The 24,256-nt window shown below is 69.7% G+C and carries 24 protein-coding genes; 13 read left to right on the forward strand and 11 right to left on the reverse strand.

What is annotated here, in order from left to right; translation table 11 throughout:
* The 7 genes from infB to pnp form a co-directional block, all read left to right on the forward strand.
* Positions 1-2,494 (forward strand): translation initiation factor IF-2 (gene infB / locus AC1RN5_RS19260; protein WP_493043015.1); only part of this gene is annotated, 2,494 nt, incomplete at its 5' end.
* Between the two features lie 156 nt (positions 2,495-2,650).
* Entirely contained in the window at positions 2,651-3,157 is a 507-nt protein-coding gene (locus AC1RN5_RS19265) for a DUF2939 domain-containing protein (protein WP_493043016.1), read from the forward strand.
* A gap of 34 nt (positions 3,158-3,191) precedes the next feature.
* The gene (locus AC1RN5_RS19270) at positions 3,192-3,986 is read left to right on the forward strand and encodes a dienelactone hydrolase family protein (RefSeq protein ID WP_493043018.1); all 795 of its coding nucleotides are present in this window, start codon (positions 3,192-3,194) and stop codon (positions 3,984-3,986) included.
* Between the two features lie 92 nt (positions 3,987-4,078).
* On the forward strand, positions 4,079-4,495 hold the full coding sequence (gene rbfA, locus AC1RN5_RS19275; RefSeq protein WP_493043020.1) for a 30S ribosome-binding factor RbfA: 417 nt from the start codon (positions 4,079-4,081) through the stop codon (positions 4,493-4,495).
* Positions 4,496-4,503: 8 nt separating this feature from the next.
* On the forward strand, positions 4,504-5,448 hold the full coding sequence (gene truB, locus AC1RN5_RS19280; RefSeq protein WP_493043023.1) for a tRNA pseudouridine(55) synthase TruB: 945 nt from the start codon (positions 4,504-4,506) through the stop codon (positions 5,446-5,448).
* A gap of 3 nt (positions 5,449-5,451) precedes the next feature.
* The gene (gene rpsO / locus AC1RN5_RS19285) at positions 5,452-5,721 is read left to right on the forward strand and encodes a 30S ribosomal protein S15 (protein ID WP_421933577.1); all 270 of its coding nucleotides are present in this window, start codon (positions 5,452-5,454) and stop codon (positions 5,719-5,721) included.
* Between the two features lie 248 nt (positions 5,722-5,969).
* Positions 5,970-8,102, forward strand: a complete 2,133-nt coding sequence (pnp, locus tag AC1RN5_RS19290; RefSeq protein ID WP_493043026.1) for a polyribonucleotide nucleotidyltransferase — start codon at positions 5,970-5,972, stop codon at positions 8,100-8,102.
* A gap of 292 nt (positions 8,103-8,394) precedes the next feature.
* Here the strand turns inward: pnp and dnaA are convergent, their stop codons facing one another.
* From dnaA to mutM, 6 genes are all read right to left on the reverse strand, one after another.
* Positions 8,395-9,846 (reverse strand): chromosomal replication initiator protein DnaA, encoded by a 1,452-nt coding sequence (dnaA, locus tag AC1RN5_RS19295; protein ID WP_493043028.1) that lies wholly within the window; start codon positions 9,844-9,846, stop codon positions 8,395-8,397.
* 410 nt (positions 9,847-10,256) lie between these two features.
* On the reverse strand, positions 10,257-10,526 hold the full coding sequence (gene rpsT / locus AC1RN5_RS19300) for a 30S ribosomal protein S20 (protein WP_293497186.1): 270 nt from the start codon (positions 10,524-10,526) through the stop codon (positions 10,257-10,259).
* A gap of 104 nt (positions 10,527-10,630) precedes the next feature.
* Entirely contained in the window at positions 10,631-11,215 is a 585-nt protein-coding gene (locus tag AC1RN5_RS19305) for a GDSL-type esterase/lipase family protein (protein WP_493043031.1), read from the reverse strand.
* A gap of 148 nt (positions 11,216-11,363) precedes the next feature.
* Complete coding sequence (locus AC1RN5_RS19310; protein ID WP_493043032.1) at positions 11,364-12,140, reverse strand: enoyl-CoA hydratase; 777 nt, start codon at positions 12,138-12,140, stop codon at positions 11,364-11,366.
* 31 nt (positions 12,141-12,171) lie between these two features.
* Positions 12,172-13,032 (reverse strand): TraB/GumN family protein, encoded by an 861-nt coding sequence (locus AC1RN5_RS19315; RefSeq protein ID WP_493043034.1) that lies wholly within the window; start codon positions 13,030-13,032, stop codon positions 12,172-12,174.
* Between the two features lie 194 nt (positions 13,033-13,226).
* Entirely contained in the window at positions 13,227-14,090 is an 864-nt protein-coding gene (gene mutM, locus AC1RN5_RS19320; RefSeq protein WP_493043634.1) for a bifunctional DNA-formamidopyrimidine glycosylase/DNA-(apurinic or apyrimidinic site) lyase, read from the reverse strand.
* 82 nt (positions 14,091-14,172) lie between these two features.
* Between mutM and AC1RN5_RS19325 the strand changes: the two genes are divergently transcribed.
* The gene (locus tag AC1RN5_RS19325; RefSeq protein ID WP_421933570.1) at positions 14,173-14,931 is read left to right on the forward strand and encodes a class I SAM-dependent methyltransferase; all 759 of its coding nucleotides are present in this window, start codon (positions 14,173-14,175) and stop codon (positions 14,929-14,931) included.
* Positions 14,932-14,934: 3 nt separating this feature from the next.
* Entirely contained in the window at positions 14,935-16,443 is a 1,509-nt protein-coding gene (gene ubiB, locus AC1RN5_RS19330) for a 2-polyprenylphenol 6-hydroxylase (protein WP_493043036.1), read from the forward strand.
* On the opposite strand, the gene AC1RN5_RS19335 is transcribed toward ubiB, so the two are convergent.
* Together AC1RN5_RS19335 and AC1RN5_RS19340 are read right to left on the reverse strand one after the other, a co-directional pair.
* Positions 16,436-16,939 carry a cupin domain-containing protein gene (locus AC1RN5_RS19335; RefSeq protein WP_493043038.1) on the reverse strand — a complete coding sequence of 168 codons (504 nt, stop codon included), beginning with the start codon at positions 16,937-16,939 and terminating at the stop codon, positions 16,436-16,438. The genes ubiB and AC1RN5_RS19335 overlap by 8 nt on opposite strands.
* Complete coding sequence (locus AC1RN5_RS19340; protein WP_493043040.1) at positions 16,932-17,477, reverse strand: hypothetical protein; 546 nt, start codon at positions 17,475-17,477, stop codon at positions 16,932-16,934. The genes AC1RN5_RS19335 and AC1RN5_RS19340 overlap by 8 nt, the downstream gene beginning before the upstream one ends.
* 120 nt (positions 17,478-17,597) lie before the next feature.
* Between AC1RN5_RS19340 and coaBC the strand changes: the two genes are divergently transcribed.
* Positions 17,598-18,791 carry a bifunctional phosphopantothenoylcysteine decarboxylase/phosphopantothenate--cysteine ligase CoaBC gene (gene coaBC, locus AC1RN5_RS19345; protein WP_493043042.1) on the forward strand — a complete coding sequence of 398 codons (1,194 nt, stop codon included), beginning with the start codon at positions 17,598-17,600 and terminating at the stop codon, positions 18,789-18,791.
* A complete protein-coding gene (dut, locus tag AC1RN5_RS19350; RefSeq protein WP_493043044.1) occupies positions 18,788-19,237 on the forward strand; it encodes a dUTP diphosphatase in 450 nt (149 codons plus the stop codon). The genes coaBC and dut overlap by 4 nt, the downstream gene beginning before the upstream one ends.
* Before the next feature lie 223 nt (positions 19,238-19,460).
* On the opposite strand, the gene AC1RN5_RS19355 is transcribed toward dut, so the two are convergent.
* The 3 genes from AC1RN5_RS19355 to AC1RN5_RS19365 form a co-directional block, all read right to left on the reverse strand.
* Entirely contained in the window at positions 19,461-20,906 is a 1,446-nt protein-coding gene (locus tag AC1RN5_RS19355) for an amidase family protein (protein WP_493043046.1), read from the reverse strand.
* 56 nt (positions 20,907-20,962) lie between these two features.
* Positions 20,963-21,736 (reverse strand): 4-hydroxy-tetrahydrodipicolinate reductase, encoded by a 774-nt coding sequence (dapB, locus tag AC1RN5_RS19360; protein ID WP_493043636.1) that lies wholly within the window; start codon positions 21,734-21,736, stop codon positions 20,963-20,965.
* 191 nt (positions 21,737-21,927) lie between these two features.
* Positions 21,928-22,548 carry a glutathione binding-like protein gene (locus AC1RN5_RS19365; protein ID WP_493043048.1) on the reverse strand — a complete coding sequence of 207 codons (621 nt, stop codon included), beginning with the start codon at positions 22,546-22,548 and terminating at the stop codon, positions 21,928-21,930.
* Between the two features lie 197 nt (positions 22,549-22,745).
* On the opposite strand from AC1RN5_RS19365, the gene AC1RN5_RS19370 reads away from it, so the two are divergent.
* Both AC1RN5_RS19370 and AC1RN5_RS19375 read left to right on the forward strand, forming a co-directional pair.
* The gene (locus AC1RN5_RS19370) at positions 22,746-23,369 is read left to right on the forward strand and encodes a TetR/AcrR family transcriptional regulator (RefSeq protein WP_493043050.1); all 624 of its coding nucleotides are present in this window, start codon (positions 22,746-22,748) and stop codon (positions 23,367-23,369) included.
* A 194-nt stretch (positions 23,370-23,563) separates the two neighbouring features.
* Positions 23,564-24,208: a glutathione S-transferase family protein gene (locus AC1RN5_RS19375; RefSeq protein ID WP_493043052.1), complete on the forward strand. Its 645-nt coding sequence runs from the start codon at positions 23,564-23,566 to the stop codon at positions 24,206-24,208.
* The last annotated feature ends 48 nt before the right edge of the window (positions 24,209-24,256 follow it).

Genomic DNA, 24,256 nt, shown 5'->3' on the forward strand with positions numbered 1-24,256 from the left:
GCCGACGCCCGCCCCGGCCGCTCCGGCCCAGGCGCCCGTGGCCTCGGCCCCGGCGCCCGCCGCGCCGCGTCCCCCGGCCGCCGTTCAGCCGGGTCAGACCCGCACCTATGAGCCGTCCCGCGAACGCCGCGACGACCGGCCGTCCACCACCACCTATCGCCCCGAGCGGGCGCCGGGCCGGTTCGAGAACACCAATTTCGGCCAGCGCGCCCCGCGCCCCGGCCAGGATCGTCCCCAGGGCGACCGCCCCGCGGCGGCCGCCCGTCCCGGCGGCGACCGTCCCCAGGCCGATCGTGGCGCCCGTCCCGCGGCTCCGGCCGCCGGCGGCGACACCGTCCGGTATTCGGCGCTCGCGCCGCGTCCGGCCGCGCCCCGTGATGGCGCCCGCCCCGGCGGCGCCCGTCCCGGCGCCGGTCGTCCGACTCCGAACGCGCCGCCCGCCACGCCTGAGATCCAGCGCGCCACCCGTCAGGCCCCGCGGCCCGGCGGCGACGTCGTCGCCCGTCGCGACGACGACGAGGATACGCGCCGCAAGGCCGGGGCCGCTCCGACCAAGGCCATCTCCCGCGTCAAGGGCGCCCAGCAGCGCCGCGAGGGCCGCCTCACCATCCAGGCCGTGGCCGGGGATGACGAGAGCGCCGTCGAACGCATGCGTTCGCTGGCCTCGGTTCGCCGGGCCCGCGAGCGTGAACGCGAGAAGCGCAAGGGCGGCGGCCAGGAAGCCGCCCGCGCCGCGCGCGAAGTCATCATTCCCGACGTCATCACCGTGGCCGAGCTGGCCAACCGGATGGCGACCCGCGGCGTGGAGATCATCAAGTTCCTGATGCGTCAGGGCGTGATGCTGAAGATCAACGACGTCATCGACAACGACACCGCCGAGCTGGTGGCCACCGAATTCGGCCACACCGTCCGCCGCGTGTCGGAAGCCGACGTCGAAGAGGGCTTCATCGGCGACGAGGATCTCGACGATCACCTGGTGTCCCGTCCCCCCGTGGTGGCGGTCATGGGTCACGTCGACCACGGCAAGACCAGCCTGCTCGACGCCCTGCGCTCGGCCGATGTGGCCAAGGGCGAGCACGGCGGCATCACCCAGCATATCGGCGCCTATCAGGTGCGCCTGGAGAGCGGCCAGTCGGTCACCTTCCTGGACACCCCCGGTCACGCCGCCTTCTCGGCGATGCGGGCCCGCGGCGCCGACGTCACCGATATCGTCATCCTGGTGGTGGCCGCCGACGACGGCGTCATGCCCCAGACCATCGAGGCCATCCAGCACGCCCGGGCCTCGGGCGCGCCGATCATCGTGGCCATCAACAAGATCGATAAGCCCGGCGCCGATCCGCAACGGGTGATCAACGAGCTGCTGCAACACGAGATCGTCGTGGAAAGCCTGGGCGGCGACACCCAGGCCATCCAGGTCTCGGCCACCCAGAAGCTGGGCCTCGACGAATTGATCGAGGGGATCCTGCTGCAGGCCGAGGTCATGGACCTGAAGGCCAATCCCGACCGCACCGCCGACGGCACCGTCATCGAGGCCAAGCTGGACCGGGGCCGCGGCGCGGTCTCCACCGTCCTGGTCAAGCGCGGCACCCTGAAGCGCGGCGACATCGTGGTGGCCGGCTCCAACTTCGGCCGCGTGCGCGCCCTGTTCAACGAGCGCGACGAACAGCTCGACGAAGCCGGCCCCTCGGTGCCGGTGGAGATCCTCGGCCTGGACGGCACGCCCTCGCCGGGCGAGCCCTTCGCGGTGGTGGAGAACGAGGCCCGCGCCCGCGAGCTGACCGCCTACCGCACCCGCGTGAAGCGTGAAAAGGCCGGCTCGCCGGTCGCCGGCGGCGTCACCATGGCCGACTTCATGGCCAAGCTGCAGGACAAGAAGATCTCCGAGCTGCCGGTCATCATCAAGGCCGACGTCCAGGGCTCGGCGGAAGCCATCGTGGGCTCGCTGGACAAGCTCGGCACCGACGAGGTCCGCGCGCGGATCATCCTGTCGGGCGCCGGCGCCATCAGCGAGAGCGACGTCATGCTGGCCAAGGGGGCCAATTCGCCCATCCTCGGCTTCAATGTCCGCGCCTCCAGCCAGGCCCGCCAACTGGCCGAGCGGGAAGGCGTCGAGATCCGCTACTACGCGGTGATCTACGACCTGATCGACGACATCAAGGGCGTGCTCTCGGGCATGCTGGCGCCGGAACAGCGCGAAACCTTCATCGGTAACGCCGAGGTCCTCCAGGTCTTCGACATCACCAAGGTCGGGCGCGTCGCCGGTTGCCGGGTCACCGAGGGCACGGTCCGCAAGGGCGCCCGCGTCCGGATCATCCGCAACGACATCGTCGTCCTCGAACTCGGCACCCTGCAGACGCTCAAGCGCTTCAAGGACGAGGTCAACGAGGTCAACGCCGGTCAGGAATGCGGCATGTTCTTCCAGGGCTTCCAGGACATCAAAGAGGGCGACACCATCGAGTGCTTCACCCTCGAAGAGGTCAAGCGCAGCCTCTAGGCCGCGATATTGGCCAAGGCCTGAGTTCATGAGAGCCTTCCCGGAGACGGGGAGGCTCTTTTGATGTCCGCCGCCGCCGCGCGATGGCCCCTCGCCAAGGCCATCAAGACACCCCATTTTCCGGGCATTCGACGGCGGGCCTGAACGGAGTAGACCATGCGCATCTTTCTGGTGACCGCCCTGCTGCTCTCCCTCACCGCCTGTGCCTCGGCCCAGCGCCTGGACGCGGCGGGCGACGTCCACACCCTGCTGGTCTCCATCCGCGACGAGGACCAGGCGACCTTCGACGCCCATGTCGATCGCGACGCCCTGAAGCACGAGATCTCCGCCCGCCTGACCGCCGAGGCCAAGAGCCCCAAGGTGGACAAGAACTGGCAGGCCCTGGGGGCGATCCTGGCGCCGGCCATCGCCGACATCGCCGGCGACGCCCTGGTCCAGCCCCGGGTGTTCCACAAGGTCGCCGAGTCCTACGGCTACAAGCCCGGCCAGCCGATCCCCAACCGGATCGCCATCGCCGGCTCGCTGAAGGCCATGGACGACGGCCGGGTCTGCGCCACCCGGACCAAGGACGGCCCCTGCATCCTGGTCTTCACGCGGGAGGAGGGGGTCTGGAAGCTCTCGGGCTTCGAGGGCGATATTTCGACCCTGCGCATCAAGCTCTGATCGGGTTAGGCTCCCCGGAAAACGGGGGGACGCCATGGGCTACGAGGCCGCGCTCAGCGCCTACGACAAGTTCCAGTTCGACGACGGGCGCTGGACCCGCGACGTCTACCGGCGCGGCTCGGGGCCCGCCGTCATCGTCATCCATGAGATGCCGGGCCTCCACCCCCTGGTGGTGCGGTTCGCCGACGCGGTCGCCGCCGCCGGCATGACCGTCTACTGCCCCAACCTGTTCGGGGTGGCCGGCCGTCCGGCGACCCACCCCCTGGGCGCCGCCACCATGCTGGCCGGCATCTGCATCCGCCGCGAGTTCAATGTCTGGGCCACCGACAAGTCTAGCCCCATCGTCGACTGGCTCCGGGCCCTGGCCCGCCAAGCCCACGACGACTGCGGCGGTAAGGGGGTCGGGGCCGTGGGCATGTGCTTCACCGGCGGTTTCGCCCTGTCGATGATGACCGAGCCCAGCGTGGTGGCGCCGGTGGTCTCCCAGCCCTCCCTGCCCCTGGGGTCGAGCAATCCCAGGCGGGCGGCCGGGATCGGCGCCTCGCCCGCGGAGATCGCCTGCGCCCGCTCGCGGTTCGCCCAGGAGGGCTTGTCCATGATCGGCCTGCGCTTCTACGGCGACCCCTTCGTCCCCGACGCCCGCTTCGACACCTACAAGCGAGAGTTCGGCGACAGGTTCGAAGCCATCGAGATCGACCCCAAGGACGCCGCGCCTGGCCCCCTGAAGCACCCCCACTCGGTGCTGACCGTGAACCTCGCCGAGGATGGGCCCACCAAGGCCGCCGAACAGCGGGTGATCGCCTTCTTCAAGGAACGCACCGGCGCCTAGCGCTGGACTTGCCCGTCCGGGTTCACTAGAAGCCCGCGCTTGCCTGAGACCCGCGTCCGATCCGCGGGCGAGGCCTGCGAAGGTTCAGCGATATGAAACGTCAGTCCGCCGGGAAGCATTCCGGCCCCAGCCAGCGCCAGCTGCGCGCCGGCGAACTCACCCGCCACGCCCTCGTTGAGGTGATGCGCGACCACGAGATCCTCGATCCGGACCTCGCCGGCGTCTCGGTCACCGTCACCCAGGTGCGGCTGAGTCCGGACCTGCGCCACGCCGTCTGCTTCGTCGAGCCGCTCGGCGGCGGCAAGGCCTCGGTGGTGGTCGACGCCTTGAACCGCCACGCCAAGTTCCTGCGCGGCCTCCTCGGCCGGTCCATCGACATGAAGTTCACGCCGGACCTGAAGTTCATCCACGACGAGACCTTCAACCAGGCCAGCCGCATGAACGCGCTGTTCGAGGACCCCAAGGTCGCCCAGGACATCGCGTCCGCCCCCGATTCCGACGAGGACTGATCTCCCCCATGGCGCGACGCAAGAAGGGCGATCCGGTCTCCGGCTGGATCTGCCTCGACAAGCCCTATGACCTGACCTCCACCAGCGCGGTCGGTCGCGTGCGGCGGCTGTTCAACGCCCAGAAGGCGGGACACGCCGGCACCCTGGATCCCCTGGCCACCGGCATCCTGCCCATCGCGCTCGGCGAAGCCACCAAGACCGTCCCCTTCCTGATGGACGCCGACAAGACCTACCGCTTCGTCATCGAGTGGGGCCGCACCACCGCCAGCTTCGACCGCGAGGGCGCCACCACGGCCACCTCCGACGTGCGGCCCACGGTGGCCCAGGTGGAGGAGAAGCTGCCGGCCTTCGTCGGCGAGATCTCCCAGGTGCCGCCGATCTTCTCGGCCATCAAGGTGGACGGCGAGCGGGCCTATGACCTGGCCCGCGCCGGCCACGAGGTGGAGCTCAAGGCCCGCCCCGTCACCATCCATTCCGCCCGGGTCACCGACGCCCCCGACGCCGATCACGTCGAGATCGAGGTCACCTGCGGCAAGGGCACCTATGTGCGCGCCATCGTCCGCGATCTGGCGCAAATGCTCGGAGCCTGCGGCCATGTCAGCGCGCTCCGCCGCACCCGGGTCGGGCCCTTCTCGGAAGACCGGGCGATAACACTGGAATTGCTTGAGGATTTGGGGCATAAGCCCGGCCATCTGGAGGCCTTGCTTCCGGTCGAGACCGCCCTGGACGACATCCCGGAGCTGGCCGTGACCGCCGAAGACGCCTTCAGCCTTAAGCAGGGACGGCCCATCGTTCTCGTTCCCCGACAGGTTGAAGCCCTGAAAGCCCGGTTCACCCTGGGCTCTCGAACCGTTTCAGTCCTTTCGGAGGGTATGATGGTCGCCCTCTGCGAGATGCGCGCAGGCAAGCTCGAGCCCTCGCGAGTCTTTCATCTGACAAAGAGCGGAGACTGACCGATGTCGATTACGATTGAACGTAAAGCCGAGCTTATCAAAACCCATGGCCGCTCCGAGGCTGACACGGGTGGCGCCGAAGTGCAGGTCTCGATCCTCACCGAGCGGATCGCGAACCTGACCGAGCACTTCAAGATGCACAAGAAAGACAACCACTCGCGCCGGGGCCTTCTCAAGATGGTGTCCCAGCGCCGCCGCCTTCTCGACCACCTGAAGTCGACCGACGCCGGTCGTTATCAGGCCATCATCGAGAAGCTGGGTCTGCGCCGCTAGGACCTCAAGTCCGGCCCCCGCGAGAGCGGGGGCTTTGCGTATCAGGCTCTATTCCATTGCGCCGCTTCCTCCGCGACAGGCCGGGGGATCAAAAGCGGCGATGGGCCGCCCCTTTCGGTGGGCGCCCAATCACGCCGAGGGTTCCATAGTAATCCTCACCCCGCCTGTTTGACTGGAGAGGATTTCGGGAGCCCGACGCCCTGTCCGCCCCCGCCGGGAATACGCCCGCGGGATGAGAAAGAAGCAAAATGTTCGATATCAAACGCAAGACCATCGAGTGGGGCGGCAAGACGCTGACCCTGGAAACCGGCCGCATGGCCCGCCAGGCCGACGGCGCCGTTCTCGCCACCTACGGCGAGACCATGGTGCTGGCCACGGCGGTCTACGCCAAGAGCGCCAAGCCGGGTCAGGACTTCTTCCCCCTGACCGTGAACTACCAGGAGAAGTTCTACGCCGCGGGCAAGATCCCGGGCTCCTTCCCCCGCCGCGAGGGCGCGCCCTCGCAGAAGGAAACCCTCACCAGCCGCCTGATCGACCGTCCGATCCGCCCGCTGTTCGTGAAGGGCTTCAAGAATGAAGTCCAGGTGGTCTGCACCGTCCTGGCCCACGACCTGGAAAACGATCCCGACATCGTCGCCCTGGTGGCCGCCTCGGCCGCCCTGGTGATCTCCGGCGCCCCCTTCATGGGTCCGATCGGCGCGGCCCGCGTGGGTTACGTCAACGGCGAGTACATCCTGAACCCGACTCTCGACGAGATGAAGGAAAGCAAGATGGACCTCGTGGTCGCCTCGACCAACGAAGCCGTCATGATGGTGGAATCCGAGATCCAGGAGCTCAGCGAGGATGAGGTCCTCAAGGCCGTCATGTTCGCCCACGCCGGCATCCAGCCGGTGATCGAGGCGATCATCGAACTGGCCGAGCACTCCGCCAAGGAGCCCTTCGACTTCACCCCCGACGACACCGACGCCATCAAGGCCGAAGTGAAGAAGCTGATCGGCAAGGATCTGGCCTCGGCCTACAAGATCGTCGCCAAGGGCGAGCGCCAGGACGCGGTGGGCAAGGCCAAGGCCAAGGCCACCGAGAAGTTCGGCAAGTCCGACGCCAACCCGGCCGGTTACGCCCCCGACAAGCTCGCGGGCGTCTTCAAGGAGCTGGAAGCCGACGTCGTGCGTCGCAACATCCTCGACACCGGCATCCGCATCGACGGCCGCACCGTCGACAAGGTCCGCCAGATCGTCTCGGAAGTGGGCGTCCTGCCCCGCGCCCACGGTTCGGCCCTGTTCACCCGCGGCGAAACCCAGGCCCTGGTCGTGGCCACCCTGGGCACCGGCGACGACGAGCAGCTGATCGACGCCCTGGAAGGCAAGTACTACGAGAAGTTCATGCTGCACTATAACTTCCCCCCCTTCTCCGTGGGGGAAACCGGCCGCATGGGCGCTCCGGGTCGCCGCGAAGTCGGCCACGGCAAGCTCGCCTGGCGCGCCATCCGGCCGATGCTGCCGAGCCAGGAAGACTTCCCCTACACCATCCGCCTGGTCTCCGAGATCACCGAGTCCAACGGCTCGTCCTCGATGGCCTCGGTCTGCGGTTCCTCCCTGGCCCTGATGGATGCGGGCGTGCCCCTGAAGAAGCCGGTCTCCGGCATCGCCATGGGCCTGATCCTCGAAAAGGACGGCTTCGCGGTCCTGTCGGACATCCTGGGTGACGAAGACCACCTCGGCGACATGGACTTCAAGGTCGCCGGCACCGAGGACGGCATCACCTCCCTGCAGATGGACATCAAGATCGCCGGCATCACCGAGGCGATCATGAAGCAGGCCCTGGAGCAGGCGAAGGGTGGCCGCAAGCACATCCTCGGCGAGATGGCCAAGGCCATGGAAGCCCCGCGTCAGGAACTCGGCGAGTTCGCCCCGAAGATCGAGACCATGAAGGTCCCGGTCGACAAGATCCGCGAAGTGATCGGGTCGGGCGGCAAGGTCATCCGCGAGATCGTGGAAAAGACCGGCGCCAAGGTGGACATCGAGGACGACGGCACCATCAAGGTCTCGGCCTCCGACCAGTCCAAGATCGACGCCGCCAAGGAATGGATCAAGTCCATCGCCTCGGAGCCCGAGCTGAACGCCATCTACACCGGCAAGGTCGTGAAGATCGTCGACTTCGGCGCCTTCGTGAACTTCTTCGGCGCCAAGGACGGTCTGGTTCACGTGAGCCAGATCTCCAACGACCGCGTCGCCAAGGTGTCCGACGTCCTGACCGAGGGCCAGACCGTGAAGGTCAAGCTCCTGGGCTTCGACGATCGCGGCAAGACCCGCCTGTCCATGAAGGTCGTCGACCAGGAAACCGGCGAAGACCTCTCGGCCAAGCAGGGCGAAGACGCTTAAAGCGCCTTCACCTCCGAGACATCGAAGGGGCGGCCGCAGCGATGCGGCCGCCCTTTTTCGTTTCTGCAGATGCTCCCCCACTGGGGGAGCTGGCGCGAAGCGCCCGAGGGGACTTGGACTCTTGTTTGTGGGCGATGGCGGTCAACGACGTTGATCCCCCTCCGGCTCGGGGCTGCGCCCCGATCCACCTCCCCCACATCGGCGCTGCGCGCCTGGGGGAGGATCCCCAAAAGCGAAAGGCCCGCCGGGGGTGGCGGGCCTTCGTTTCAACCTCGGACTTGGAGACTAAAGCCTAGCTGCGCAGCTTGCGCAGCAGCTGGTCGAGATCGCGCGCCAGGACCGGGTCGTCGGCCTTCAGGGCTTCGATGCGGCGCACGGCGTGCAGGACGGTGGTGTGGTCGCGGCCGCCGAACCGACGCCCGATGTCGGGCAGGGAGCGGGTGGTGATCTGCTTGGCGATCCACATGGCCGCCTGGCGGGGCCGGGCGACGGCGCGAGCCCGGCGCTCGGAGATCATGTCGGCCTGCTTGAGGCCGTAGTGCTCGGCCACGGCCTTCTGGATCTGGTCCACCGTCACCCGCTTCTCGGTGCAGGACAGGTGGGGCCGCAGGATGGCCTGGGCCTCGTCCAGGGACAGGTTGGCGATCTCGCCGCCTACCCGGGCCACCAGGGTGTTGAGGGCCCCCTCCAGCTCGCGCACGCTGTCGGTGAAGCGGTCGGCGAGGAATTGCAGCACCTCGGACTTGGCCGAGGGGATGAAGCGGCCCTGGCCGGCCAGGGTGGCCAGCTTCCGCTCCAGGATGCCCAGCCGCAGGGTGCGGTCGGCGGGTTCGATGCCGCAGACCAGGCCCGCCTGCAGATGGCTGCGCAGGCGCGGCTCCATCTCCGACAGCTCGGCCGGCGATCGGTCGGCGGTCATCACCACCCGGCGGCCGTCCTCGATGAGGGCGATCAGGGTGTGGAACAGCTCCTCCTGGGTGGAGGTCTTGCCGGCCACGAACTGGACGTCGTCGATCAGCAGCAGGTCGGCGTTGCGCAGCTCTTCCTTGAAGGCCGCGGTCTGGCGGTCCTGGACCGCCTTGACGAAGGTGGAGGTGAAGCGCTCGGCGGTCAGATAGACCACCCGCTTGCCCGGCGCCGTCCGCATGGCCTCCCAGGCCATGGCGTTGAGCAGGTGGGTCTTCCCGAAGCCGTAGGGGCCGTGGAAGAGCACGGGATTGAAGTGGCCGTCGGCCCAGGAGGCCACCCGGCGGGCGACCGCGAAGGCGAACTCGTTGGCGGGGCCGGCGACGAAGGTCTCGAAGGAGAAGCGGTCCTGCAGCCCCTGCTGGCGCGCCGCCTTGGGCTGGGTGATGTCGACCTCGATCTCGATGACACCGGTGTCGGCGTCCCGGACGGCGACGGCGGCCGCCGGGGCGACGACAGCCACCATGGGCGCGGCCGGGCCGGCCTGATCGAATTCCATGCGGGACTTCAGGTCGAGGGCGCGGCCCATGGGATCGTTCTGCGCCCACAGCTCGCCGATCCGTCGCCAGGCGTGCCGGCGAATCCAGTCGCGCGCCACGCCGGTGGCGGCCACCAGACAGACTTCTCCCCCACGCTCGCGCAGGGCCGCCTGGCCCAGCCACGAGCCGAACGTGGCTTCACCCAGCTCGCGCTTCAGCGCCTGGCACGTCTTGGTCCAGACAGCGCCCGCCGGCGTTTCCGCCATGTCGCCCGCTATGCCCCCGGTCGTCATCGTCATCACCAACCATCACCTGCCCGTCCGGTCTAGGCCCCGCGCCTCACCGGATCTTTGTTCAACAAACACAAGTTCTTAGTCGCCGAGAAGATAGACTCCCCCCGCCGCTTTTTTCATCCGAGATAGGATGGAAGAACGCGCTTAAGACCTCGAACACTAGTCAGGGCGACCGGGGGGTCAACGCAGATTCTTCGCCCGTCCAGTCGATATTTTCGTTGACTCAAATCGACCCCTCGCGCGGCAAGGGAATCCCGAAATCGACCTTCCGTTAACTGAGAACATTCGTCGCAGGCTTGGCTTTGAAATGCTGCGGCGCACGAAAACACCCGCGGGTCTTTCAACCCGCGGGTGCGTCAAAATAGTCAGTTATTTCAGAAGGATAGCTGCCGAGCTAGAGGCTCGGCGCCGCAACCTTAGGCAGCGGCCATCTTCTTGAGCTGAGCCGCCAGGCGGGACACTTTGCGCGACCCGGTGTTCTTGTGAACAACACCCTTGGTGACCGCGCGCATCAGCTCCGACTGAGCCTCGACGAAGGCGGCCTTGGCCGCGGCGGCGTCGCCGGAGGTCAGGGCCTCTTCGAACTTGCGCAGATAGGTCCGCACGCGCGAGCGGCGGGCCTTGTTGACTTCGGTGCGGCGTTCGATCTTGCGAACGGCCTTCTTTGCGCCAGGCGTATTGGCCATGATTTAGCTCTCAAAACGGCTCGCGCCCGAACCTGCGCTCGGGCGGGTAAATTGGAGGCGCGGATATACGGGAAGGCGCCCTTCGGGTCAATGCGGCTCGGCAGCTATTCCGCGGCCTGGGTGAATCGGCGCCAGGCGGGATGGGCGCTCACCAGGTCGGCCATCTGCTGATAGCCCCCCGCCCCGGGGTGGGCGCCGTCCCAGGCGGCCGCCTGCGCCTGCCACAGGCCGCCGGCCGCCAGCGGCTGGAAGACGTCGATGAAGGGGACCTGCAGCCGGGCGCACAGGGCCAGCAGGGCGGCGTTGAGGCTCTCGACCCGGGCGCAGACCCCGGGGTCGGCCACCGGCGGCGGCCCGACCATCAGGACGGGCGCCAGGGCCCGCGCCTGTGTCAGCATGGCGCGCGCGTTCTTCAGGGTCTCGGCGGTCGCCACCCGGGGCGCGCCGTCCACCAGGTGGCAGTCATTGACGCCGAAGGAGAAGACGATCCGCATGGGCTCGTGATCCACCAGCCGCAGCCGGGCCTCGCCCTCCCAGCGTGCGGCCAGCGCGTCCGACGCCTCTCGCCGGATGCCCAGGTTATAGAGACTGATCTCCCGCCGGCCGGCGATGGCGCGCCCCACCCAGCCCAGATGGTCCGGATCGCCCGCGCCGGCGACGAAGCTTTCGCCGAAGGCGATCAGCCGCATTTCAAGCACCGCTCATCCCGGCGAAGGCCGGGACCCAGATTCATCCTGAGCGGTGGGTGATGATCTATCATCCGACATTGGCCTCATCTGAAGCGACGGCGGGCTTCACCTGGGTCCCGGCCTGCGCCGGGATGAGCGGCGGGTGGGTCTAGGACCCCTTGAACGCCGGCTTCCGCTTCTCGACGAAGGCGGCCATGCCCTCCTTCTGGTCCTGGAAGGCGAAGAGGGAGTGGAACAGCCGCCGCTCCAGGGCCACGCCGGTGGCGAGCGTCGTCTCGTAGGCCGCCTCCACCAGTTCCTTGTTCATCATCACCGCCAGGGGGGATTGGCCGGCGATCTTGGTGGCCGCGGCCATGGCCTCCTCGATCAGCTTGTCGGCGGCCACCACGCGGGACACCAGGCCCGAGCGCTCGGCCTCGGCGGCGTCCATCATCCGGGCGGTCAGGATCATGTCCATGGCCTTGGACTTGCCCACGAAGCGGGTCAGGCGCTGGGTGCCGCCGATGCCCGGGGCGACGCCGAGATTGATCTCCGGCTGGCCGAACTTGGCGGTCTCGGCGGCGATGATGAAGTCGCAGAGCATGGCCAGCTCGCAGCCGCCGCCCAGGGCGTAGCCGGCGACGGCGGCGATCACCGGCTTGCGGAACTGCTCCATCCGCCGGGCGAAGGCGCCGAAGAAGTCCTGGGTGAACATCTGGGCGTAGGTCTTGTCCGACATCTCCTTGATGTCGGCGCCGGCGGCGAAGGCCCGCTCCGACCCGGTCAGGACCAGGCAGCGCACCCCGTCGTCGGCCTCGGCGGCGTCCAGGGCGGCCGACAGCTCCGACAGCAGCTGGGTGTTCAGGGCGTTCAGCGCCTCGGGCCGGTTCAGCCGGATCAGGGTCACCGCGTCGGTGGTCTCGACGATCAGGGTCTCATAGGCCATGGCCGGCTCCTCTTGCGTGTAGAGAGCCCGATTACGGCCCCTCGACCGAATAGCCAAGCGCCCGCAGCCGGGCGGGCACCCCGTCGGCGGTGAGCAGGTGGCCCACCCCCACCACCACCACAGTGCGGCCATGGCCCTTCAGCCGGCCGTCCAGCACCCGGGTCCAGGCGGCGTTCCGCGCGCTCACCAGCCGCTCATAGAGGGCCGGGGAGGCGTGGCGCAGGGGGTCCAGGGCGTCCCGCTCCAGGGCGGCGGTGTCGGCGGCCATCCAGGCGGCCACCAGCCGATCATAGGCGTCGGGGTCCTTGTCCATCTGGTCCAGGCTCTCCTCCAGGGAGGCCACCTGGGCCGGGACCGGGGCCTCGTCGAACAGGGCGATCTGCTGGGCGGCGGTCTCGAAGGCCCGGCGCTGGGCGCTGGCGGGTGCGGTGGCGGCGAGCGCCTTCTCCACCCCGGAGTCGGTGTCGGCGCCGGCGGCGCGGAACTCCGCCCCGGCCAGGGCCGCCTCGGCGAACCAGGGCTCCAGGCGATCGAGGAAGCCCGGGGTCAGGCCGAACTTCTGGCTGGCCTTGGCGAGCGCCGTCGCCCCGGTCGGCGACAGCAGGCCGCTGAGGGACTTGTCGGGGGGCAGGACGCCCCTGGAGGCGGCCAGGCCGGCGATCTCGGCCTCGGTGGCCGGGCCCATGGGCAGTTCGAACCAGAGGTCGTCGGCCTTGGCGAGGGCGGCGTCCAGGGCGGGCGGCCGCCAGTCCAGGCCCGGCGGCAGGACATGGACCGAGCCGAAGATCACCACCTCGGAATCGGCGTCGCGCACGATCCAGACCGGCGGCTTGGCCAGGGCGGGACCGGCGATCAGGAACGCCGCCAGGGCGAGCGGGCCAAGCTTCAACATTGGAATGAATCTAGTGGGCTTGGCGGCGAAGTGAAATGGCATGCCGGGCAACCAACTCTCCGCTCGTCCCGGCGAAGGCCGGGATCCAGGTGAAACCCACTCCGATCTCAGAACCGGCCGAAGTGCGGACCGTGGATCGACTTCAGACCTTCGAGACGACTCTGGGTCCCGGCCCTCGCCGGGAGGAGCGGGGACTATTTCTGGCAAACCGGGCAGAAGAAGGTCGAGCGCCCCGCCTGGACCTCGCGGGCGATGACGCCCGTGCAGCTCTCATTGAGGCAGGGCTGGCCCTCGCGGCCATAGGCGCGGAAGCGGTGCTGGAAATAGCCCAGCGCCCCATCGGCGCTGGCGTAGTCGCGCAGGGTCGAGCCGCCGGCCGCGATGGCCTCCTCCAGCACCTCGCGGATGATGGTCACCAGGCCGGGCAGCTTCCTGGCGGCGATCGATCCGGCGGGCTTGAAGGGGGATATCCGCGCCCGGTTCAGCGCTTCACACACATATATATTGCCCAGGCCCGCCACCACGCGCTGGTCCAGCAGCAGGGTCTTGGGGCCCTGCTTGCGGCCCGCGAAGGCGGCCTGCAGGCCCTGAGCGTTGAACGCCTCGGAGAGGGGCTCCGGGCCAAGCCCGGCGAACCAGGGGTGCTCCGACAGCGTCGCCGTCTCGATCAGCGCCATGTAGCCGAAGCGGCGGGGGTCGTAGTAGGTGACCCGGCCTCCGCCCTGCGTCTCGAACACCACGTGGGCGTGCTTGGGGTCGGGGTCCTGGGCATAGACGAACTCGCCGGGCCGCACCGTCCCCTCGGGCCGGGCGATCTCGAAGCGGCCGCTCATGCCGAGGTGCATCACCAGGGTCTCGCCGCGGTCCAGCACCCCCATCAGGTATTTGGCGCGGCGCTCCAGGCGCTGGATCGTCGCCCCGGTCAGGCGCTGGACGAAGCCCTCGGGGAAGGGGAAGCGCAGGTCGGCGCGTCGGGCCTCCACGCGGGAGAGCCTCTGGCCCTCCAGCACGGGCGCCAGGCCGCGGCGGACGGTCTCGACCTCGGGAAGTTCGGGCATGGCCTGGAGTGGCATGGGTCGCGCCCCGGCTCAAGCCGGCGAGGCTGGCGCGGCCGGCCCTCGCGGTCTAAGACCGCTCATCATGACAGGACCCGCCGCCACCTTCGGATTCCGCGACGTGGACCCCGCCGAGAAGCCGAGCCTCGTGCGCGGCGTCTTCGACCGGGTCGCCAGCCGCTACGACCTGATGAACGACCTGATGAGCGCGGGCGTGCACCGGCTCTGGAAGGACGCCGTCGCCGCGCGGCTGAACCCGCAGCCCGGCGAGGTCATCATCGACTGCGCCGGCGGCACCGGCGACATGGCCCGCCGCTTCGCCAAGATGGCCCGGGCCGCCCAGCTGCGCCGGGGCGGGGACGACGCGGCCATCCACATCATCGACTACAACGCCGAGATGATCGCCGCCGGGCGCGAGCGGGGCGGGGAGCCGGAGATCACCTGGACCGTCGGCGACGCCCAGCGCCTGCCGCTGCCCGACGCCAGCGCCAACGCCTATGTCATCTCCTTCGGCATCCGCAACGTCACCGACATCTCCCAGGCCCTGCGCGAGGCCCGCCGGGTGCTCAAGCCCGGCGGCCGGTTCCTGTGCCTGGAGTTCTCGCAGCCGGCCACCGAGGCCCTGCGCAAGGCCTATGACGCTTATTCCTTCAAGGTGATCCCGGCCATCGGCGAACTGGTGGCCAAGGACCGCGCCTCCTATCAGTACCTGGTGGAGAGCATCCGACGCTTCCCCGACCAGAGGACCTTCGTCGACCTGATCACCAAGGCCGGCTTCGGCAAGGCCGGCTACACCAACTTCACCGGGGGCGTCGCGGCCCTGCACCACGGTTGGGCTGTCTGATCGGTGGGGACCTTGTCGGCCTATGGTCGGTTGGTGGGGGCGGGCCTGCTGCTGGCGCGCAATGACGCCCTGCTGCCCCGTGAGCTGGACGGCCTCTACCCGCCGGGCCTGAAATTCCTCGCCAATCTGTCGCGCATGGCGGCCGGACCGACCGCCCGCGTCGGTCGCCCCGGCGAACGCCTGGCCCGCTCGCTGGAGCAGTTGGGGCCGGTGGCCATCAAGCTGGGCCAGCTCCTCTCCACCCGGGCCGACATCTTCGGCGAGACCTTCGCCCTGGATCTCGCCCGCCTGAAGGACAAGCTCGATCCCTTCCCCACCGACCAGGCCCGCCGCGAGGTGGAGCTGACCCTGGGCCGCACGGTGGAGAGCCTGTTCGGCGCCTTCGGCCCGCCGGTCGCCGCCGCCTCCCTGGCCCAGGCCCACGAGGCGACCCTGCTGGATGGCCGCCGGGTGGCGGTGAAGGTCCTGCGCCCCGGGGTCGCCCTGCGGGTGGCCCAGGACGCCGAGGCCATGGCGCTCGCCGGCGCCCTGGTGGAGCGCTGGAGCTTCGCGGCCCGCCGGCTGGCGCCCCGCGCCCTGGCCGCCACCGTGATCCGCGCCACCGAGCTGGAGCTGGACCTGCGCCTGGAGGCCGCCGGCGCCGACGAACTGGCCCAGGTCATGGCCCGCGATGGCTACATGTCGACGCCGAGGATCGTCTGGGAGGGCGTCGGCAAGAAGGTGCTGACCCAGGAATGGGCGGCGGGAACCCCGCTCTCCGATCCCGCGGCGCTGGATCTGCCCGGCCTCGACCGCCAGGCCCTGGCCGACAATCTGATCCGCGCCTTCCTGGCCCAGGCCCTCGACCACGGCGTCTTCCACGCCGACCTGCACGAGGGGAACCTGTTCGTCGCCGCGCCGGACCGGGTGGTGGCCGTGGACTTCGGGATCATCGGCCGCCTGGGGGCGCCGGAGCGGCGCTACCTGGCCGAGATCCTCTGGGGCTTCCTGGAGAAGGACTATGATCGGGTCGCCCAGGTCCATTTCGAGGCGGGCTATGTGCCCGCCGGCCACAGCCCCGCGGCCTTCGCCCAGGCCCTGCGGGCGGTGGGCGAGCAGGTGTTCGGCCGGCCGGCCAACGAGATCTCCATGAGCCGGGTGCTGATCCAGCTCTTCGAGATCACCGCCCTGTTCGACATGCGCCTGCGCCCGGAGCTGGTGCTGCTGCAGAAGACCATGATGACGGTGGAGGGGGTGGCTCGGCGCATCTGTCCCGATCACGACATCTGGGCCGCCGCCGATCCGGTGGTGCGCCGCTGGATGCTGCGGGAGCTGTCGCCGGCCGCCAAGGCCAGGCGCTTCGCCGAGGAGGGCCTGAGCGCCCTGCGCAATCTGGGCCGCCTGCTGGAGACCCCGCCCGCGCCCGCCGTGACGGTCGTGGAGACCGAGGAGGCCCACCCCGCCCGCTGGTTCGCCATCGGGGCCCTGGTGGCCACCCTGGTCTTCTGGCTGGCGAGCCGGCTGCCTAGCTAGGCTTCGTCCGAGCGCCCCATTCTTCGGCGGTGAGTTCCTCGACCCCATCGTCTCCGAACAGGCTGATCCGGCCCGGACGGAAGACGGCGGTCTTGCCGATGCTGGGCATCTCGGCCACCTCCACCCGGGCCCGCTCGCCGGCGGTGAGATAGAGCAGGTCGCCGGTCCCGGTGTTGCGGAAGGCGTGCACGACCCCGTCGGTGGGGAAGCCCACGAAGTCGCCGACCCCCACCGCGTGGGCCACCCCGTCCAGCACCACCTGGCCCGAGCCCTCGAGGACGAAGATGAATTCCTCCTCCACGGCGTGGCTGTGGGCGATGAAACTCTCCTTGCCGGGCGGCAGGCGGACCAGGTTGGTGAGCACCCGCCTCATGCCGGTCTGGTCCCCGAGCCGCGCCATCTTCATCTCGGAGTCCGGATTGAAGGGGTGGCGGCCGGAGGGCAGGGCGGCCCAGTCCAGGTCACGGGTGCGGACGATGTGCTTGGGGTCAGCCATCGTCACTGTCCCTGTCCTTGCGGGCCGCCGTCTGGCGCTTGGCCTCGCGGGCCTTCTGCTCGTCCCAGTAGGCGGCGCCCTCGTCGGGCTTGAACATGGTGCGCGGCGCGCCCTCCTTGTTGGCCACGGCGAAGACATTGCCCTTGGGATCGTAGAACAGGGTGTCGCCGTTGGACCGCTTCAGGGTCTGGGTGCCGGCCGGCGGGTGGTCGACGAAGGCGTGGGCCTTCTTGACAAAGGCGTCCAGGTCCTTGGCGCCGAAGTCCTCGCCGTTGCGCTCGAAGCTCTTGGCGGCGTTTTCCTGGGCGCTGCCCTTGCGGCTGGAGGACCACATGGGCTTGCCGTCCACCTGGGGCACGGCCTCGTCGCGGCGCTCAGCGCTGGCGGTTTGCGAAACATGTTCCCCGCCGCCGGAGGCCGAAGCGGCCGACGAACCGCTAGAATCGGAGGACTTGCTCGCCACCGCCGAGGGGCGCTCGCAGGCGGCCAGCAATATCAGCGCGGCGCCCGCGCTCAACCACACCTTGAACCCAGCCATCGTGTTCTCTCCCTGCACGGCCAAGTGAAGCTGGAACAAATTAAGAACAGATCGGCGGGTTTGTCCAGCGCGCGCGTTTGGCCTATGACCGGGGACCAACACCCAAGGGGGCGCGAAGCCTTGTCGGAAAAGCGGATTCTCCTGATCGTGGGCGGCGGGATCGCGGCCTATAAGAGCCTCGAACTGGTGCGGCTGCTGCGCAAGGCCGGCGTCGCGGTGCGCCCGATCCTGACGGCCGCCGGCGCCCAGTTCGTCACCCCGCTCAGCCTCTCGGCCCTGGCCGAGGACCGCGTCTATTCCGAGCTCTTCTCCCTGAACGACGAGGCGGAGATGGGCCATATCCAGCTCTCGCGCTCCGCCGACCTGGTGGTGGTGGCGCCGGCGACCGCCGACCTGATGGCCAAGGCGGCGGGCGGTCTGGCGAACGACCTGGCCTCCACCACCCTGCTGGCCACCGACAAGCCGGTGCTGATGGCCCCGGCCATGAACGTGCGGATGTGGAACCACCCGGCCACCCAGAGGAACCTGGCGACCCTGCGGGCCGACGGGGTGAGCTTCGTGGGGCCCGACGAGGGCGCCATGGCCTGCGGCGAGTTCGGCCCCGGACGCCTGGCGGAACCCGCAGAAATTTTCACCGCCATCATGTCCGCCCTGCAGGGCCCCCCGGCCAAGCCGCTGGCGGGAAAACGCGCCATCGTCACCGCCGGCCCCACCGCCGAACCCATCGACCCGGTCCGCGTGCTCACCAACCGCTCCAGCGGCAAGCAGGGCTTCGCCATCGCCGCGGCGCTGGCCGAGCTGGGCGCCCAGGTGACCCTGGTGGCCGGGCCGGTGGCGCTGGCCACCCCGCCCGGCGTCACCCGGGTGGACGTGGAGACGGCGCGCGAGATGCTGGCCGCCTGCGAGGCCGCCCTGCCCGCCGAGATCGCCGTCTGCGTGGCCGCGGTCTCCGACTGGCGGCCGGAGGCGGCGGCCGACGTGAAGATGAAGAAGGGCGCCGCCGGCCCGCCGACCCTGACGCTGGTGGAGAACCCCGACATCCTGGCGACGCTGGCCAACGGCTTCCGCCGCCCCAAGCTGGTGGTGGGCTTCGCCGCCGAGACCCACGACGTGGAGACCTACGCCCAGGCCAAGCTGGCCAAGAAGGGCTGCGACTGGATCGTGGCCAACGACGTCAGCATCGAGGGCACCATGGGGGGCGACGACAACGCCGTGGCTATCGTCACCGCCCAGGGAATCGAGCGATGGGAGCGAACCGCCAAGTCCCAGGTCGCCCGCAAGCTGGCGGCCCGCATGGCCGAGGAGCTGTCGTGAACCTGCCCATCAAGCGCCTGCCGCATAATTCGGACCTGCCCCTGCCGGCCTACGAGACCGCCGACTCCGCCGGCATGGACCTGCGCGCGGCCGTGCCGCAGGACGAGCCGCTGGTGATCCGTCCCGGCGACCGCCACGCGGTGCCCACCGGCCTTTCGATGGCGATCCCCCGGGGCTTCGAGGGCCAGGTGCGGCCCCGCTCGGGCCTGGCGCTGAAGTCGGGGATCACCTGCCTGAACACGCCCGGCACGGTGGATTCCGACTATCGCGGCGAGGTGAAGGTCATCCTGATCAACCTGGGCGCAGAAGATTTCACCGTTCGTCGCGGTGACCGCATCGCCCAGATGGTGATCGCCCCGGTGACCCAGGCGGTGGTGGCCGAGGTTGCGGATCTGGACGAGACGGCCCGCGGGGTCGGCGGGTTCGGGTCGACGGGCGCGACCTGAGGGTCCCGCGAGAGACGGTCGCGCGTTTCCACGTCCTCTGAACGTCATCCTCGGGCTTGTCCCGAGGATCCATAGACACCGTGGAGCAGCGGGCCCTCGGCGGCGAGGTTCGCGCCCTGTTCGGAAATGCGGAGATCATGGATCCTCGGGACAAGCCCGAGGATGACGGCCGGATGGAAGGTGGGCGCTTCTAGCGCTAGCGAGCCCCCACCCCGTCAGCCCCCTAGAACTCCAGCGCCGGGCTCACGAAGCCGGTGATATTTTCATCGATGGCCTGGGCGACGGCCAGGGTCTTGGCGTCGCCGCCGTGGGGGCCGATGAGCTGGACGCCCACCGGCAGGCCCGACATGGCGTGGCCGGCGGGGACGGTGGTCACCGGCAGGTGGCAGGCGGTCGCCAGCGCGATCCAGTTCAGCATGGAGCCGTAGGGCAGGGTCTCGCCGTTGGAGCAGGTGATCTTGCGGCCGGCGAAGGGCCGGTGGTTGTGCTGGAAGGCCACCGTGGCGCTCACGGGCGCCAGGATCACGTCGAAGCGGGAGAAGACGTCCTTGAGGCTGTCGCGCAGGCGGCAGCGGACCTCGTCGGCCTCCAGCCACTCGGCGTGGGTGGCGGTATAGGCCCGCACCTGGGCGATGGCCGACCGCTCGTCGGCCCCTAGCGTCACCGCCAGCTTGGAGACGCCGCGCATGGCGGCCATCTGCCGGCGCTGGGCCTCGGGCAGGTCGGTCGCCACGATGGAGCCCAGCAGCACCTGGTAGGCGCCCATCAGCTGGTCGACGGGGACGGGGCTGGAGATCGGCTCCACCTGGGCCCCGGCGGCGATGAGCTGGGCGGCGAAGGCTTCGATCACCGTGCGCACCTCGGCGTCGAGGGAAAAACCGTCGGCCTCCAGCCATAGGCCGATGCGGGTCTTCGCCAGGTCGGCGGGCGGGGCCTTGGCCGCCACCGGCCCCCCGGCGATCAGGGAGAGCAGCAGCTTCAGATCCCGCGCCGAGCGCGCCAGGGGGCCGATGACATTGAGGTCCCGCTCGGCATGGGCGCCAGGCTGGGGCGGAACATGGCCGATCTGCGAGACCAGGCCCCAGGTGGGCTTGTGGGAGAAGACGCCGCAGAAGCTGGCCGGAACCCGCAGGGAGCCGCCGATGTCCGAGCCGATCTCCAGGGCGGTGATCCCGACGGCCAGCGCCGCCGCCGCCCCGCCGGAGGAGCCGCCGCTGGTGCGCTCGGGGTCCCAGGGGTTGTTGGTGGTCCCGAACAGGTCGTTGAAGCTCTGCCAGTCCCCGGCCATCACCGGGACATTGGTCTTGCCCCAGATCACCGCCCCGGCCCGCCGGGCGCCGGCCACGGCGGGGGCGTCCTCGCAGATCCGGTGGCGGAAGGCGTCCAGGCCGGAGGATGCGGGCATGCCGGCCACGTCCAGGGTGTCCTTGATGGTCATGGGCAGGCCGGCGAGGGGCCCGAGCTGACCGTCCTTGAGGCGGATGTCGTCGATGGCCCGGGCGCGTTCCAGGGCGTAGGCCAGGTCGGCGTTGACCACGGCGTTGATCCGCTTGTGCAGCTTCTCCTGGCGGCCGAGGGCCAGCTTCAGCAGCTCCTCGGCGGAGATGCGCTTGCTGGCCAGGGCGGCGAGCTGGCTGGTGGCGTCCAGGTCTAGGATGTCTCCGGCCATGACAAGTCCCCAAAAGATGACGGATGCGGAGAAAAAATCTCCGTTTTGCAGCGCGCCTAAGCCTTGAAGCCTAGGACGTCCTGCATGTCGTAGGCTCCGGCGGGCTTGCCCACCACCCAGCGGGCGGCCTCCACGGCGCCGCGGGCGAACAGGCCCCGGTCGCGGGCCGAGTGGCTGAGGGTGAGGATCTCGTCCTCCGCGGCGAAGGTCACCGAGTGCTCGCCGATGATGTCGCCGCCGCGCATGACGGAGAAGCCGATGTCGCCCTCGGCGCGGGGACCGTTGATGCCGTCGCGGCCACGCTGGGCGACGTCGGAGAGTTCGACCCCGCGGCCCTCGGCGGCGGCCTCCCCGAGCATCAGGGCGGTGCCGGAGGGGGAGTCGATCTTGCGGCGGTGGTGGGCCTCGAAGATCTCGATGTCGTAGTCCCGGGCCGGCAGCGCGCGGGCGGCCTGGGCCACCAGGCCCATCAGCATGTTGACGCCGAGGGAGAAGTTGCGGGCCCGCACGATGGGGATGGTCGCCGCGCAGGCGTCGATGGCGGCGCCCTCGCGCTCGGAGATACCGGTGGCGCCGATCACCAGGGCCGGCCCGCCGCGGGCCGCACAGGCCTGGGCCAGGGACACCGAGGCCGCGGGCGTGGTGAAGTCGATCACCACGTCGCAGGCGGCGAGCGCGGCCTCCTGGGTCACCAGGCCCTCGCCCACGGCGCCAGGCCGGTCGAAGCGGGCGGCGAGCACGAGGTCGTCGCGGGCGGCGATCGCGGCGGTGACCGCCTGGCCCATGCGGCCGAGCGCGCCGGCGACGGCGATGCGGATGGGAGCGGTCAGCGGGGTCTCTCCAGAATGCGCCTGTGGGGCACATGCTTGTCCCGCGAGCGCGGCGGTTGGGTCAAGGGAGAGCGCCAACCCCCGCCGTCATCCCGGACGGCAGGCCGATCCGGGACCGAGGGGCGGAGCACGCGGCCCCTGGGTCCCGGCGCTGCGCTGCGCTGCGGCCGGGATGATGTTGGTCGGAGGCCCTAAGCCGCCTGGAACAGCCCCATCTCCTCCTGCATCGCGCGCGCCACCTGGGGACGGGCGGTGACACGGGCGTAGTAGGCGGCGACGGCCGGCCAGGCCTTGAGATCGATCCCCACGAACTGCGCCCAGTTCAGGACCGCGGTGAGATAGGCGTCGGCGACGCTGAAGCGGTCCAGCAGGTGGTCGCGGCCCGCCAGGTGCGCGTCGAGATAGGCCAGGCGGGCCGGGGCGGCCTCACGGGCATAGGCCTTGGCGCCCTCGTTGGCGGTGGGGCTCAGCAGCGGGGTGAAGACGGTCTTGTGCAGCTCCGAGCCGATGAAGCTCAGCCATTGGGCCAGGCGCGACCGCTCCAGGCCCGAGACGGGGGCGAGGCCGGCCTGCGGGTACTGGTCGGCGATGAAGGGCAGGATGGCGGCGTTCTCGGTGAGGATTTCGCCGGTGTCGGTGCGCAGGGCCGGCACCATGCCCCTGGGATTGATGGCCAGGTAGTCGTCGCCCTCGGCGGTGCGCCTGGCCTTGGTGTCCACCCGCTTCAGGGCGACCTGGTCCTCGGCGCCGGCTTCATAGACGGTGATGCGGGAGGCCAGCGAGCAGGCCAGCGGGGAGAAGTAGAGTTCCATGACGTCCTCCGGTCGGTTGATTTACGTACCGTCCGATACAAAATAAAAGGCGTCAAGAGTTTCGTGCGAAACGGTACAGAATAGCGCTCGCGTGGGCGGCGAAATCCTCAACCGGCGGCGGGTCGAAATACCCCCTGGCGCCGCGCATTAAAGTCCTTAACGGTATTAAATTAATCGCCTCAGGGATTTGATTCGAAGTGGTACAGAACCAGCCTCGACCCCGCGGCCGTCCGCGCAGCTACGACCCCGCCACGGCCCTCGACCAGGCGCGCGCCGCCTTCTGGAACACCGGCTACGCGGCCACATCCCTGGACGACCTTTCGGTCGCCACCGGCCTGAACCGGCCCAGCCTCTATGGGGCGTTCGGCGACAAGAAAGCCCTGTATCTCAAGGCCTTGGAGAAATCGCGCGCCGAGACCACGGCGGCGCTGGCCACCGCCATGGCCCCCGACGAGCACCTGCGCGCGGCCCTGACCCGGGTCTATGACGCCGCCGCCGGCATCTATATGCGCGGCGACCACGGCCCCCGGGGGTGCTTCCTGATCGGCACGGCAGTGACCGAGGCGGTGGACGATCCCGAGATCCGCGCGGTGCTGGCCGCCGCGCTCGCCGAGATCGACGCGGCCTTCGAGGCCCGCATCCGACGGGCCATGGAAGTGGGCAACCTGCCGCTCTCCACCGACGCGGCGGGCATGGCCAAGGTGGCCACGGCGGTGATGAACGCCATGGCCGTCCGCGCCCGGGCCGGCGGCGACCTGGCCACCCTGCGGGCCATGGGGGCGGCGGTGACGGACCTGATCTGCGGGCGGGCGGGGCGGTAGGCGCCTGGCTTGTTTCACCTGCGGGAGGAGAACGCGGGCCATCCCAGGCCCACAGATGCTCTCCCCAGAGGGGGGAGCATCTTATGTTCAGGGCAAGCCGCGCTCCCTGATGACGGCGGGGTGCGGCGTCCCTATGAGTCCCCCCGCAGGCGCGCCTGTTTCGAGACGCGCGCCCGACCACGTCAGGAAACGCCATGAAGCTCTATTCCAACGATCTCTCGCCCTTCGCCTCGCGTCCGCGGATGGCGATCTACGCCAAGGACCTGCCGGTCCACATCCTGCCGCCGCCAGGCGACCTGAAGAGCGCGGAATATCTGGCGATCAATCCCATGGGCAAGATCCCGGCCCTGGTGCTGGACGACGGCACGGTGATCCCCGAGAGCGACACCATCGTCGAATATCTGGCCGACGCCTTCCCGGCCTCCGGCCTGCGGCCCACCAAGCCCGACGAGATCGCCCGCGGCCGGCTGATCGCCCGGGTCGCCGAGCTCTATGTGATGGCCAGCGGCTCCAACCTGTTTGGCCAGATGAACCCCGCCACCCGCGACGCCGCGGTGGTGGAGGAGGGGTTCGCCAAGCTCGACAGCGGCCTGGCCCACCTGAACCTGTTCATGACAGAGGACGCCTATGCGGTGGGCGACAGCGTCACCACCGCCGACTGCGCGCTGGTCCCCATGCTGATGTTCGTCGGCGTGTTCGGCATGGTGTTCGGCAAGGGCGATCCCATGGCCCGGCACACCAAGGTGGCCGCCTATTGGGGGCGCATCCAGAAGGACCCGGCGGCCGCCAAGGTTCTGGGTGAGATGCAGGCCGCGCTGAAGGCCCGCATGGCCGGCTGACCGCCGCCGCCCCGCCCGCGGCGAAGCTTCGCCGCGGCAGGTTGTTTC

The organism is Phenylobacterium sp. GW821-FHT12F10, from assembly GCF_058806695.1.